The 12573-nt window shown below is 64.2% G+C and carries 14 protein-coding genes; 11 read left to right on the top strand and 3 right to left on the bottom strand.

The genetic code is table 11. The features are described from left to right. The first annotated feature begins 46 nt into the window (after positions 1–46). Entirely contained in the window at positions 47–871 is an 825-nt protein-coding gene (locus ACK4FZ_RS05590) for an EAL domain-containing protein (RefSeq protein ID WP_409818679.1), read from the top strand. 113 nt (positions 872–984) lie between these two features. Here the strand turns inward: ACK4FZ_RS05590 and ACK4FZ_RS05585 are convergent, their stop codons facing one another. Beyond that, positions 985–1272 carry a hypothetical protein gene (locus ACK4FZ_RS05585; protein WP_409818677.1) on the bottom strand — a complete coding sequence of 96 codons (288 nt, stop codon included), beginning with the start codon at positions 1270–1272 and terminating at the stop codon, positions 985–987. Positions 1273–1616: 344 nt separating this feature from the next. On the opposite strand from ACK4FZ_RS05585, the gene ACK4FZ_RS05580 reads away from it, so the two are divergent. From ACK4FZ_RS05580 to ACK4FZ_RS05555, 6 genes are all read left to right on the top strand, one after another. Beyond that, positions 1617–2105, top strand: a complete 489-nt coding sequence (locus ACK4FZ_RS05580; protein ID WP_409818675.1) for a rhodanese-like domain-containing protein — start codon at positions 1617–1619, stop codon at positions 2103–2105. Between the two features lie 21 nt (positions 2106–2126). After that, entirely contained in the window at positions 2127–3089 is a 963-nt protein-coding gene (epsC, locus tag ACK4FZ_RS05575; protein ID WP_409818674.1) for a serine O-acetyltransferase EpsC, read from the top strand. A 41-nt stretch (positions 3090–3130) separates the two neighbouring features. Next, positions 3131–4063 carry a family 2A encapsulin nanocompartment shell protein gene (locus tag ACK4FZ_RS05570; RefSeq protein WP_409818673.1) on the top strand — a complete coding sequence of 311 codons (933 nt, stop codon included), beginning with the start codon at positions 3131–3133 and terminating at the stop codon, positions 4061–4063. After that, entirely contained in the window at positions 4038–4565 is a 528-nt protein-coding gene (locus ACK4FZ_RS05565) for a hypothetical protein (RefSeq protein ID WP_409818671.1), read from the top strand. Before ACK4FZ_RS05570 ends, ACK4FZ_RS05565 begins: the two co-directional genes overlap by 26 nt. Then, positions 4562–5830 (top strand): family 2A encapsulin nanocompartment cargo protein cysteine desulfurase, encoded by a 1269-nt coding sequence (locus ACK4FZ_RS05560; RefSeq protein ID WP_409818670.1) that lies wholly within the window; start codon positions 4562–4564, stop codon positions 5828–5830. The genes ACK4FZ_RS05565 and ACK4FZ_RS05560 overlap by 4 nt, the downstream gene beginning before the upstream one ends. A 150-nt stretch (positions 5831–5980) precedes the next feature. Further along, on the top strand, positions 5981–6979 hold the full coding sequence (locus ACK4FZ_RS05555; RefSeq protein WP_409818669.1) for a sulfate ABC transporter substrate-binding protein: 999 nt from the start codon (positions 5981–5983) through the stop codon (positions 6977–6979). Between the two features lie 77 nt (positions 6980–7056). Here the strand turns inward: ACK4FZ_RS05555 and ACK4FZ_RS05550 are convergent, their stop codons facing one another. After that, complete coding sequence (locus ACK4FZ_RS05550; RefSeq protein WP_409818667.1) at positions 7057–7953, bottom strand: EAL domain-containing protein; 897 nt, start codon at positions 7951–7953, stop codon at positions 7057–7059. 258 nt (positions 7954–8211) lie between these two features. On the opposite strand from ACK4FZ_RS05550, the gene tauA reads away from it, so the two are divergent. The 4 genes from tauA to tauD are packed head-to-tail and all read left to right on the top strand — an operon-like array spanning position 8212 to position 11667. Continuing rightward, a complete protein-coding gene (gene tauA, locus ACK4FZ_RS05545) occupies positions 8212–9192 on the top strand; it encodes a taurine ABC transporter substrate-binding protein (RefSeq protein WP_409818666.1) in 981 nt (326 codons plus the stop codon). Positions 9193–9205: 13 nt separating this feature from the next. After that, the gene (gene tauB / locus ACK4FZ_RS05540; protein WP_409818665.1) at positions 9206–9988 is read left to right on the top strand and encodes a taurine ABC transporter ATP-binding subunit; all 783 of its coding nucleotides are present in this window, start codon (positions 9206–9208) and stop codon (positions 9986–9988) included. Then, positions 9988–10824: a taurine ABC transporter permease TauC gene (tauC, locus tag ACK4FZ_RS05535; protein ID WP_409818664.1), complete on the top strand. Its 837-nt coding sequence runs from the start codon at positions 9988–9990 to the stop codon at positions 10822–10824. Before tauB ends, tauC begins: the two co-directional genes overlap by 1 nt. A 9-nt stretch (positions 10825–10833) precedes the next feature. Next, positions 10834–11667 (top strand): taurine dioxygenase, encoded by an 834-nt coding sequence (gene tauD, locus ACK4FZ_RS05530; protein ID WP_409818663.1) that lies wholly within the window; start codon positions 10834–10836, stop codon positions 11665–11667. Positions 11668–11680: 13 nt separating this feature from the next. Here tauD and ACK4FZ_RS05525 read toward each other — a convergent pair whose 3' ends face one another. Then, positions 11681–12565, bottom strand: coding sequence for a DMT family transporter (locus tag ACK4FZ_RS05525; RefSeq protein ID WP_409818662.1), 885 nt, complete (start codon positions 12563–12565; stop codon positions 11681–11683). Between the last annotated feature and the right edge of the window lie 8 nt (positions 12566–12573).

Genomic DNA, 12573 nt, shown 5'->3' with positions numbered 1-12573 from the left:
TTGCGGCCAACCGTGGCCGCTTTCCTTTTTTCTTGCGAGGCATGGCGTGAATCTGCAACGGCTGGTCAGCTATTTCGAGATCTGGGGCCGTTCGCAGCACGGCGTCGGGCCGCAGCTGGCCTTTGACGACGACGGTGCCTTCGGTCGTCTGGGCCAGCTGCGGCTGGACAGCCACTACCAGCCCTTGTTCGACCGCCAGCAACGCGCGGTGGCCTACGAAGCATTGCTGCGCGTCAGCGACCCGCAGGGGCGGCGCATCGCGCCGGACCGCTTTTTTGCCGCGCTGGACGACAGCCACAACGTGATCGGCGTGGACCGGCTGTGCCGCGTCATCCACAGCGTCAACTTCCTGACCCAGCAGCCGCAACTGCAGGCTTTGTACCTGAACGTCAACGGCCGCCATCTGCTGGGCATTGCCAGCGGCCGCCACGGCGCTACCTTCGAAGCGTTGCTGGCTTACTGCGGGCTGGCGCCGCAACAGGTGGTGCTGGAGATCATCGAATCCAGCGTCGATGACCTGGCCTTGCTGCAGCAGGCCATTACCGCGTACAAGGCCAAGGGTTTCCGCATTGCCATCGATGATTTCGGTGCCCGCCATTCCAACTTCGACCGCCTGTGGGCGCTGGAGCCGGACATCGTCAAGCTCGATCGCAGCCTGACGGCGCAGGCAGCGCAGAACCCGCGTGCGGCCAAGGTGCTGCCGGTGCTGGTGCGGCTGATCCAGGACCTGGGCGCCCAAGTGGTGTGCGAGGGCATCGAAACGCCGGTGCAGCAGGCGCTGGCGCTGGACGCTGGCGCCGACCTGCTGCAGGGCTATCTGTACGGTGTGCCGTCGCCGCGCTTACTGGCGGCGCAGGCGCTGCCGGCCTGAAGCGCGCCGCATGCAAGCAGACAGATGGCGTGCTTGCCAGCCATCAGCAGCACGCCCTGGCCGTTAAACGGGCAGGGCGCTTTTGCATGCCAGCGTCAGGTGCGCTACCGGCTTTAATTCAAGGTTGGCCGCAGGCGTGTGGCCACCTCGCTATCCAGGCCCTTGCGCCCGATATAGGCCACACTGATGCGCTGCGTGCGGGCCACCTGCTTCATGCGGCGCGCCAGGTTATGGTTCACGAACTCCAGCATGATGACCATGTGGCCGATGCCTGCCGGCACGGCACGTTTCAGGTCGCTGTGCTTGCGCCCGCTCCAGTGCACCACTTCACTAAAGCCGTCCGCCAGCAAGGCACGACGGGTCGCATCGACATTGTCCCCACCTACAATCATGGCGCGCATGGCATGGCTCCTTTCATGGCTACCAGGCCAGTCTACGGGGGACATTTTTCGCCTCAAACCAAATAAAACCGCAGAGCTTATGCACTATCGCGTGCTAGCCATATGCCATTTGGCACCCTTCGCACTGCGGCACCTTGCATACCCCCACGCCACCGCGTCCGCCCGCCACCGGCACGCCCGCCTACGATGTTGCCCCGCACGACGGGCACTGGCCAATCGCCTGCGCCCTCGGTTTGCCCTTATGAGAAATAGCGGAAATGACAGCTGATTTTCTTGGTTAGGCTGGCTGAACGGCCGCCGTATAGTGGCTCTGCAACCGAAACACGCCCTGCACGGAGAACACCATGACACAAGCTGTCAGCACCCAGATCACCTCCCTGCCCGTCAACCCCGACACCCTGCTGGCTACCGGCCGCGAACGCGCCCAGCAAGCCGGCCTGGCCTACCCGGGCTGCCTGTACCCGCAAGAAGCCTGGGCGCTGGTCGAGGCAGGCGTCGCCGCACTGGTAGACGTACGCACGGTGGAGGAACGCAAGTTTGTCGGCCACGTGCCCGGCTCGCTGCACGTGGCGTGGCAAACCGGTACTGCCCTGATCAAAAACCCGCGCTTCCTGCGCGAGCTGGAAAGCAAGGCCGGTGGCAAAGACCGCGTCATCGTGCTGCTGTGTCGCAGCGGCAAGCGCTCGGCGGCTGCCGCCGAAGCCGCCGCCGCTGCCGGTTTCAGCCAGGTTTTCAATGTACTGGAAGGCCTCGAGGGCGACCTGGATACACAGCAACGCCGTGGCGACCTAGGTGGCTGGCGGCTGCGTGGCCTGCCATGGCAACAGGATTAACCCACTGCGGGAGCAGATCACATGAATGACCGAGCAAAAAGCTGGCTGTCGTTTGGCGGCCAACAGCAAAACTGGGATATCGAAGGCGTGGTGCGCGAGCTGCGTAACGCCCGCCAGGACTGGCGCAAGGCGCATGGCCGCACCCGCGAGCTGGGCGGGCGCGAGTTTCCGTCGCGCGAGGCACTGCGCGACATCGTGGAGGCGCTGTCCGGCGTGCTGTTTCCGATGCGGCTGGGGCCGCCGGACCTGAACGAAAGCGGCGAGGATTTCTACGTTGGCCACACGCTGGCGCAGGTGCTGGACGCGCTGGTAAAGCAGCTGCAGCTGGAACTGAGCTATAGCGCCCGGCTGCAAGGCCTGAGCGACGCCAAGAGCGAGCAGAACGCGGTGATCATCGCCCGTGGCCTGGCCGCCGAGCTGCCCCGGCTGCGCCGCATTCTGGATGCCGACGTGCACGCCGCCTATATCGGCGACCCGGCCGCGCGCAGCGTGGACGAGGTGCTGCTGTGCTACCCCGGCATCAGCGCCATTCTTTATCACCGCCTGGCGCACTACCTGTACCGCGCCGGGGCCACGCTGGTGGCACGCATCATTGCCGAAATCGCGCACTCCGACACCGGCATCGACATCCACCCCGGCGCGCAGATCGGCAAGGGCTTTTTCATCGACCACGGCACCGGCGTGGTGATTGGCGAAACCGCCATCATCGGCGAGCGGGTACGGCTGTACCAGGCCGTTACGCTGGGCGCCAAGCGCTTTGCCAGCGACGCCGACGGCAAGCTGGAAAAAGGCCAGCCGCGCCACCCCATCGTGGAAGACGACGTGGTGATCTACGCCGGCGCCACGCTGCTGGGCCGCATCACCATCGGCCAGGGCGCCACTATCGGCGGCAACGTCTGGCTGACGCGCGACGCGCTGCCGGGCAGTCACATAACCCAGGCCAATAGCCAGAACATCACCGGGACGCCGCAAGCCGTGCGCTAACGCGCCCCATTCTTTCCCGCAACCCGTAACAAGGAACCATCATGGCTGAACATCAGGATGTCAAACAGGCACTGGGCGACAACGCCGCCCGCCAGCTGGCGAATGCCACCAAAACCGTACCGCAGCTGTCCACCATCAGCCCGCGCTGGCTGGTACACCTGCTGCAATGGACGCCGGTAGAGGCTGGTATCTTCCGCCTGAACCGCGTGAAGAACGCCGCCGGCGTGCGCGTGGCGTGCTCGCAGCGCGACGAGTCCGAACTGCCGCAAACCTTCGTTGATTACGAAGAGCAGCCGCGTGAGCTGTTCCTGAACGCAGTAACCACCGTGCTGGACGTGCACACCCGTGTGTCCGACCTGTACAGCAGCCCGCACGACCAGATCAAGGAACAACTGCGCCTGACCATCGAAACCATCAAGGAGCGTCAGGAATCCGAGCTGATCAACAACCCGGAATACGGCCTGCTGGCCAACGTGGACGACAGCCAGCGCATCAGCACGCTGACCGGCGCCCCGACCCCGGACGACTTTGACGAGCTGCTGACCAAGGTGTGGAAAGAGCCGGGCTTCTTCCTGGCCCACCCGCTGGCCATTGCCGCCTTCGGCCGCGAGTGCACCCGCCGTGGCGTTCCGCCGCCGACTGTCAGCCTGTTCGGTTCCCAGTTCATCACCTGGCGCGGCGTGCCCATCATTCCGTCCGACAAACTGCCGATCGACGAAAACGGTAAAACCAAGATCCTGCTGCTGCGCGTTGGCGACAAGCGCCAGGGCGTGGTAGGCCTGTACCAGCCGGGCTTGGCCGGCGAACAGAGCCCGGGCCTGTCGGTACGCTTCATGGGCATCAACCGCAACGCCATCGCCTCCTACCTGATTTCGCTGTATTGCTCGCTGGCCGTGCTGACCGAAGATGCGCTGGCCGTGCTCGAAGACGTGGAGATTGGCAAGTACCATGACTATCCAGACACTTACAAGTAAACCGGATGGCCTGCCGGACGTTGCCGACCTGGCGCGGCTGGCCAACGCCTTCTTCAGCGCACTGCCGGGTGAAACACCGCCGGACACCGGCAGCCTGACGCCGCCATCGCCTGCTGCTGCACCGGCCATACAGCCGTTGCCGGCAAGCGCACCCGCGCCAGCAGCCGGTAGCGGCCTGCGCGACGACGCTGCCTACGCGGTGCCGCAAGGCTACGCCGCTGCCATGCCGCAGTTGGCCGCAGCGCAGCCGTCGGCTCCGTCGGCGGGTGGTGCACCAGCCTCGTCGCCGTACTACTTCGTTAGCGAAGCAGGCCGTTACGGTGAGCTGGCCGGCAGCACCCAGGCCGCGCCGCTGCCCGGTGTGGACGACCGTGTTACCGCACAGTCGTTCGGCCTGCCCGGCGAAGACTTCCTGCGTAGCCTGCTGCTGGCCGCCAGCCGGCAGCGCCGGCCAGCCCGGCCGCCGCCCCCACCAGCCAGTACTACTTTCTGGAACCGGTGACGCGGCTGGACAAGGCACCGGACTTCGACCGCCAGGTGGCCAGCCACCAGCACGGCTTTGATGTGAATGCGGTACGCCGCGACTTTCCCATCCTGGCCGAGCGCGTCAACGGCAAGCCGCTGATCTGGCTGGACAACGCCGCCACCACGCACAAGCCGCAATCGGTGATCGACCGTATCTCGTACTTCTATCAGCACGAGAACTCCAACATCCACCGTGCCGCCCACGAGTTGGCCGCACGCGCTACCGACGCCTACGAAGCCGCCCGCAACAAAGTGGCACGCTTCATCGGCGCCGGCAGCCCGGACGAGATCATCTTTGTGCGTGGCGCCACCGAGGCCATCAACCTGGTAGCCAATACCTGGGGCCAGCAGAACATCGGGGCCGGCGACGAGATCATCGTGTCCAACCTGGAGCACCACGCCAACATCGTGCCGTGGCAGCAACTGGCGGCACGGGTGGGCGCGCGTATCCGCGTGATTCCGGTAGATGACAGCGGCCAGCTGCTGCTGGACGAGTACCGCAAGCTGCTGAACAGCCGTACCAAGCTGGTGGCCATCACCCAGGTGTCCAACGCGCTGGGCACGGTCACCCCGGTGGCCGAGGTCATCGCGCTGGCGCACGCTGCCGGTGCCCGTGTGCTGGTGGACGGCGCACAGTCGGTATCGCACCTGCGCGTCAATGTGCAGGCGCTGGACGCAGACTTCTTCGTGTTCTCCGGGCACAAGGTGTTTGCCCCCACCGGCATCGGCGTGGTGTACGGCAAGGCGGCGCTGCTGGACAGCATGCCGCCGTGGCAGGGCGGCGGTAACATGATTGCCGACGTCACCTTCGAGAAGACGCTGTACCAGCCGGCGCCCAACAAGTTCGAAGCCGGCACCGGCAACATTGCCGACGCTGTGGGCCTGGGCGCCGCCATCGACTACGTGGAGCGCATTGGCCTGGACAATATCGCGCGCTACGAGCATGACCTGCTGGTGTACGCCACGCACGGCCTGCAAGGCGTGCCGGGCCTGCGGCTGATCGGTACCGCGGCCAACAAGGCCAGCGTGCTGTCCTTCGTGCTGCCGGGTTACCGCACCGAAGAGGTTGGCCGCGCGCTGAACCAGGAAGGCATCGCGGTACGATCCGGCCACCACTGCGCGCAGCCCATCCTGCGCCGCTTCGGCCTGGAAGCCACCGTGCGCCCGTCGCTGGCGTTCTACAACACCTGCGAAGAAGTCGACACCCTGGTGGCCGTGCTGCACCGTCTGGCACGCCGCTAAGCAACGCTGCGTGCTCCGCCCGGCCACTTAGTGGCCGGGCTTTTTTGTTCCGCTTCTTTTGCCGGCTAATCGATATGCAAATCAGCTTTAATTGGTTCGGTGTGGCGAGGCCGGTCCGTACACTGCCAGCATCACCATAAGGAGTACACCATGACGCTACGCCGTACGCTTGTTTCTACCCTGCTGGTTTCCCTGCTGTCACCGTTGGCGCTGGCGGATGTCAGCCTGCTGAACGTGTCCTATGACCCTACCCGCGAGCTATACCAGGACTTCAACGTGGCTTTTGCCAAATACTGGAAAGCCAAAACCGGCGAAACCGTGAGCGTGAAGCAATCGCATGGTGGCTCCGGCAAGCAGGCACGCTCGGTGATAGACGGCCTGGAAGCCGACGTGGTGACGCTGGCGTTGTCCAACGATATCGACGAGCTGCACAAGAACGGCGGCCTGGTGCCGGCCAACTGGCAAAGCCGCCTGCCACACAACAGCACGCCATACACCTCCACCATCGTGTTCCTGGTGCACAAGGGCAACCCGAAAGCCATCAGGGACTGGAACGACCTCGCCCGTCCGGGCGTAGAGGTCATCGCGCCTAACCCGAAAACCGGTGGCGGTGCGCGCTGGAACTACCTGGCGGCCTGGGGCTATGCCTTGAAACAGCCTGGTAGTAATGACGCCAAGGCTCGTGAGCTGGTGAAGCAGATTTACCAGAACGTCAAAGTGCTGGATTCCGGTGCCCGCGGCTCTTTGATCACTTTTGCGCAGCGCAGCATAGGCGATGTACTGATTTCGTGGGAAAACGAAGCTTACCTGGCTAGCAGGGAGCTGGGCCCGGACAAGTTCGACATCGTGGTACCGTCCATTTCCATCCTGGCCGAGCCCTCAGTCAGCATCGTGGACAAGGTGGTAGACAAGCGCGGTACGCGCAAGGTGGCAGAAGCCTATCTGCAATACCTGTACAGCCCGGAAGGCCAGGAACTGGCTGCGGCCAACTATTACCGCCCGCGCGACCCGAAAGTAGCGGCCAAATACGCCGGCAAGTTTGCCAAAGTGAAACTGTTTACCATCGACCAGGTTTTTGGTGGCTGGGCCAAGGCGCAAAAAGTGCATTTTGACGATGGTGCCATTTTTGACCAGATCATTACCCGCTAAATACATTTGCCAGTGCCCGCTGCGGGCGCTAAATAAATCAACCCCGGCACGCCGGGGTTGATTATTTGGCAGCGTGATCAGGCTGCTGGTGGTGGGGTGATAATGGCAGGCTCGACGGTTTCTATTGGTAGTGGTGCCGTATCTGTTACCAATTGCCTTGTCACCCACTGCCCGGCATAAAAGCGGGCGCGCATTTGACGGGCGATGCCCAGCATATTGCCGCAGACGATTTCCTCCACCCCCAGCACATAGCCCTGCTCTACCAGCTGTGGCATCAGCTGCAGCAGCTGCTCGCGCACCTGCGGGTACATGATGGCGCGCCGGATGAAACGCGGTGCCAGGCAGACAAAGTCCGGCTCCAGCAACCACAGCCGGTGCAGGTCGTGCTGGCTTTCGCCAAAACCGCCCAGCCCTACGTGATGGGCGTGCTCGCGGTAACGCTGCATCAGGGCGCGGCCAACGTCGGTGGTATCGCGGTCGATGAACAGTAAAAACAGCACCTGGCTGCTGGCCAGGCCCAGGCCTTGCAGCAGCTGGGTAGTGAAGTCGACGATGCGGTCGCTGAAGGCGTGGCAGATGCGCGGGTCCAGGTCGATACGTAGCGGTAGCGCCCGACCGTTGCGGCCCAGATGATTGAGCAGATGCAGGATACGGATCAGCTTCAGCAGCGCCACCGCCTTGCTTTCGGCGTAGTTCATGGCAAACAGCCAGTCCGCCGGCAAGGTCTGCCCGAACTGGCCGTGAATGCGCAGCCGTGCCGCCATATACACCGCCTGGTAGCCATCGGCCTGCGGCTGCGCCACCGGGAAGCACTCGCTGGTGAGCCACCAACCGTCAAAAGCCGCAAACACCTCGCGATCATTCCAGCCCAGCCGATGGCCACCTGGCTGATTGGCCAGCAAGGTCTGACAGTACTGCAGTAATGCCGGATCAAAACCGGCCGGCACCACTTTGCTTTGTTTAAAGCGTTTCATTCTCGGTATTCAATAAGCGCGCAATGCACCCACTGTAGGCGCTTTTATCCATAACCTATATAAGCAATTCCGATAAGTTCTGCGCCAATAAGAAAATCCGGCATTTTATCTTTGCAAAACAAGCCCCTGCACTTTATTCAAATACCTGGATAGCTTTATAAAAAAGCATAGATATCGATTGCGGCATTCCTTATTTCCAGCAGCGCTGGCTTTTCTTTTTAATGGTGCCATCACACCAGCACACACAAGGATATTGCCATGACCCGCCCGACCCTCACCGCGCTGTTCGTTTCGCTTGCCTTTGCTTCCGGCCTGGCCGTGGCCGAAGACGTTACCATCGCCTACCAGACCGGCGTCGACCCGTCCAAGGTGCCGCAAGCCAATGGCGAGTACGAGAAAGCCACCGGCGCCAAGATCAACTGGCGCAAGTTTGAAAGCGGCGCCGAAGTGGTGGCGGCCGTGGCGTCCGGCGACGTACCGATCGGCAATATCGGCAGCAGCCCGCTGGCCGCCGCCGCCAGCCGTGGCCTGCCGATCCAGACCTTCCTGATCACCGGCGTTATCGGCGAATCAGAAGCGCTGGTAGTGCGCAATGGCAGCAATATCAACAAGCCGGCCGACCTGATCGGCAAAAAAGTGGCCGTACCGTACGTGTCCACCACCCACTACAGCCTGCTCGCCGCGCTGAAACACTGGAAAGTGGACGCCAGCAAGGTGAACATCCTCAACCTGCGCCCCAGCGAGATTGCTGCTGCCTGGCAGCGTGGCGATATCGATGCCGCCTATGTGTGGGAACCGGCGCTGGGCAAAGTGAAAGCCAGCGGCAAGGTGCTGACCAGCTCGGCTGAAGTCAGCAAATGGGGCGCCCCCACCTACGACCTGTGGATCGTGCGCAAGGACTTTGCAGAGAAAAACCCGGCCTTCCTGAAGCAGTTCGCCAAGGTTACCGGTGCCGTATTCGACCGCTACAACAAAGACCCGAAAGCGTTTGCCAATGATGCGGCCAACGTCGAGAAGATTGCCCGCCTCACCGGCAGCAAGCCGGAAGAAGTGGCCGCCTTGCTGCCTGGCAACAAATACCCGTCGCTGAAAGAGCAAAGCGCGCTGCTGCAAAAACCGTTCGTGAAAGCGGTGGCCGATACCGCCGCCTTCCTGAAGTCGCAAGGCAAGGTAGACAGCCTGCAGCCGGATTACACCCCGTTTGTGACCAACCAGTTCGTCACTGCGGCGCAAAAGTAAGCGGGGAACCGGCATGAGCCTGCTACAAGCACACAATCTGGGGGTGACCTACCCCGGTCAGGCCAGCCCGGCGCTGCAGCACGTGTCGCTGCAGCTGGGCGAAGGCGATCTGGTGGTGGCGCTGGGGCCGTCCGGCTGCGGCAAGTCCACACTGCTGGGCGTGCTGGCAGGCTTTATCGCCCCCAGCGAAGGCAGCGTCAGCTTTGACGGCCAACCGGTGCACGCGCCAGGCGTAGAGCGCGCCGTGGTATTCCAGCACGACGCGCTACTGCCGTGGCTGAACGTGGCCGACAACGTGGCCTTCGGCCTGAAGCTGCAAGGCGTGGACAAGGCCCGGCGCGAGCGCGTGGTCGCCGACACACTGCAGCTGGTGGGCCTGGCCGAGGTTGGCCGCAAGCACACCTGGCAGCTGTCCGGCGGCATGCGCCAGCGCGTGGGCATTGCCCGCGCCATCGCCAGCCAGAGCAAGATCTTGCTGATGGACGAGCCATTCGGCGCGCTGGACGCCTTTACCCGCGAGCAGATGCAGCAACTGCTGCTGTCGGTATGGCAGCACGCCGGGCGCGGCATCTTCCTGATTACCCACGACATCGAGGAAGCGCTGTTTCTGGCTACCGAGCTGGTGCTGATGTCGCCCGGCCCCGGCCGCATCGTGCAGCGCTTGCGCCCCGGCTTCAGCCAGCGCTACCGCGACGGCGAGGACGTGCGCGCCATCAAGTCCGACCCGGCCTTTATTGCCCTGCGCGAGCAACTGCTGCGCAGCCTGTTTGCCCAACGCCAAGCGGAGGCCGCCTGATGTCTGCCAACGACCCTGCCCTGATCCGTATCCCCGATACGCTGCCGGCCGCCCAGCGCCCGCGCCGCCCGCTTTCCCCCACGCAATGGAGCCTGATCAGCATCGGCAGCCTCACCTTGCTGTGGTGGGCCATCACCGCCAGTGGCCTGGTGCCGGCGCTATTCCTGCCGCCCCCCGGCGATGTGCTGGCCAAATTCGGCACCCTGGTCAGCAGCGGCTACATGGACGCGACACTGCAGCAACACCTGTGGGCCAGCTTGCAACGCATCGTGCTGGCGCTGTTGGCCGCCGTCGCCGTCGGCATTCCGCTGGGCATTGCCATTGGCACCTACCCGCGCGTACGCCACCTGCTGGACCCGCTGATCGAGTTCTACCGCCCGCTACCGCCCTTGGCCTACCTGCCGCTGATCGTGATCTGGTTCGGTATTGGCGAGCTGTCGAAGGTATTGCTGATTTTCCTGGCCATTCTGGCGCCGGTGCTGATTGCCACCGCCCACGGTGTGGGCAGCGTCAGCACTGTACGCCAGCAGGCGGCGCTGTCGCTGGGTGCCAGCCGCGGCCAACTGCTGCGCTACGTGATTCTGCCCGGTGCCCTGCCCGATATCCTCACCGGCATCCGCATCGGCCTGGGCGCCGGCTGGAGCACGCTGGTGGCCGCCGAACTGATCGCCGCTACCCGTGGCCTGGGTTTCATGATCCAGTCCGCCGCCCAGTTTCTGGTTACCGACGTGGTGGTGCTGGGCATCATCGTCATCGCCCTGGTGGCCTTTGCGCTGGAGCTGGGCCTGCGCCGCCTGCAGCGTCGCCTTACCCCCTGGCACGGCCAGACCCATTAAGGAGTAGTCATGAGCTTGCGCTTTACCCGCCTCAGCCCGGCGCTGGGGGCCATTGTGGAAGGTTTTGACCTTTCGACGCCGTTGAACGATGAGCTACGCCAGCGCATCAGCGATGCCCTGCTGCAGCACCAGGTGCTGTTCTTCCGTGGCCAGGAGGTCAGCCCGCAGCAGCAGCGCGACTTTGCCGCCTGGTTTGGCGACCTGCACATTCACCCGCTGTACCCGAAGATCGACGACACACCGCAGATCATGGTGCTGGACACCGCGCTGAACGACCTGCGCGACAACGCGATCTGGCATACCGACGTTACCTTTATCGACACCCCGCCGCTGGGCTCGGTACTGGTGGCGCGCAAGCTGCCCGAGTACGGCGGCGATACGCTGTGGGCCAGCGGCACCGCCGCCTGGCGCGGGCTGTCGCCCTACTTCCAGCAGCTGCTGGACGGCCTGACCGCCACGCACGATTTCACCAAATCGTTCCCGCTGTCGCGCTTTGGCAATACGCCGGAAGCGCTGGCCAACTACGAGGAAACGCGCCGCAAGACACCGCCGGTGGTGCACCCGGTGATCCGTACCCACCCGGTAACTGGTGAAAAGGCGTTGTTTGTCAGCGACGGCTTTACCACCCACATCAACGAGCTGGAGCCGGCGGAAAGCCAGGCCGTGCTGCAGTTCCTGTTTGCCCACTTTGCCAAGCCGGAATACAGCGTGCGCTGGCGCTGGCAGCCGGGCGACGTGGCGTTCTGGGACAACCGCGTCACCCAGCATTACGCAGTGGACGACTACCGCCCAGCGCACCGCATCATGCACCGCGCCACCATCCTGGGCGACAAACCCTACTGACCCGCTTGGCCTGTCACACCGCTGGCGAGGTTTTGGCCGGCCACGCCAGCCACAAGGCGGCGCCGGCGATCATCAGCCCGCCCAGCCAGCCGCTGGCGGCCAGCGGCTCGCCCAGCCAGCTCACCGCAAATAGCGCGCCCCACAGCGGTTCGCTACCCAGCAGCAGCGCCACCTTGCTGGGGCTGGTGGCTGCCAGCGCGCGGTTCATCGCCCAGAACGCAAACAGCGTGCAGCACAGCGTCAGGAACAGCATCGGCAGCCAGAAGTCCGCCTGCAGCGGCAAAGCCGGCAGCCCGCCCGGCTGCAGCAGGCCCAGCGCCAGCGCGGCGGCGCCCACCAGCAGGCCTTGCACCGCGGTCAGCCCCAGCATGTCGATGCCTTTGCCGGCGGTCAGCCGCGTCGCCAAACAGCTCTGGAAGGCGCGGATCAGCGCCGCCAGCAGCATCAGCGCGTCGCCTTGGTTCAGGCCGCCGCCGGCCATGCCGGTAAGCAACCAGGTGCCCAACAGCGACACGATGGCGGCCAGCCACAGCTTGCCGGCCGGACGCTTGCCCAGCCACAGCCATTCCACCGGCGGTGTCAGCAGCAGGCACAGGCTGACCAGAAACGCCGCCTTGCCGGCGCTGGTATGCGCCACGCCGGCGGTCTCGGCCAGAAAAATGGCCAGCAGGCCGACGCTGGTCGGCAGCGCCACCCGTACCGTGGCGGCGCGTTGTGGCGCCGGCAGCCGCAGCCAGTACGGCAGCAGCAGCGCGGCGGTCAGCAGAAAGCGGATGGCGATGACGCCGGCCACCGGGTAGTAGGCCAGCGCGGTCTTTACCATGCTGTAGCTGCTGCCCCAGATCACGGCAGTCAGCAGCAATAGCAACTCGGGTGGCAGTGGGCGGCGGGTGGGCATGATTTCTC

This window comes from Vogesella sp. (assembly GCF_046297735.1).
Classification (GTDB): domain Bacteria; phylum Pseudomonadota; class Gammaproteobacteria; order Burkholderiales; family Chromobacteriaceae; genus Vogesella; species Vogesella urethralis.
Note: the sequence above shows the minus strand (reverse complement) of the source record. Positions and strands in the feature narration are given on the sequence as shown.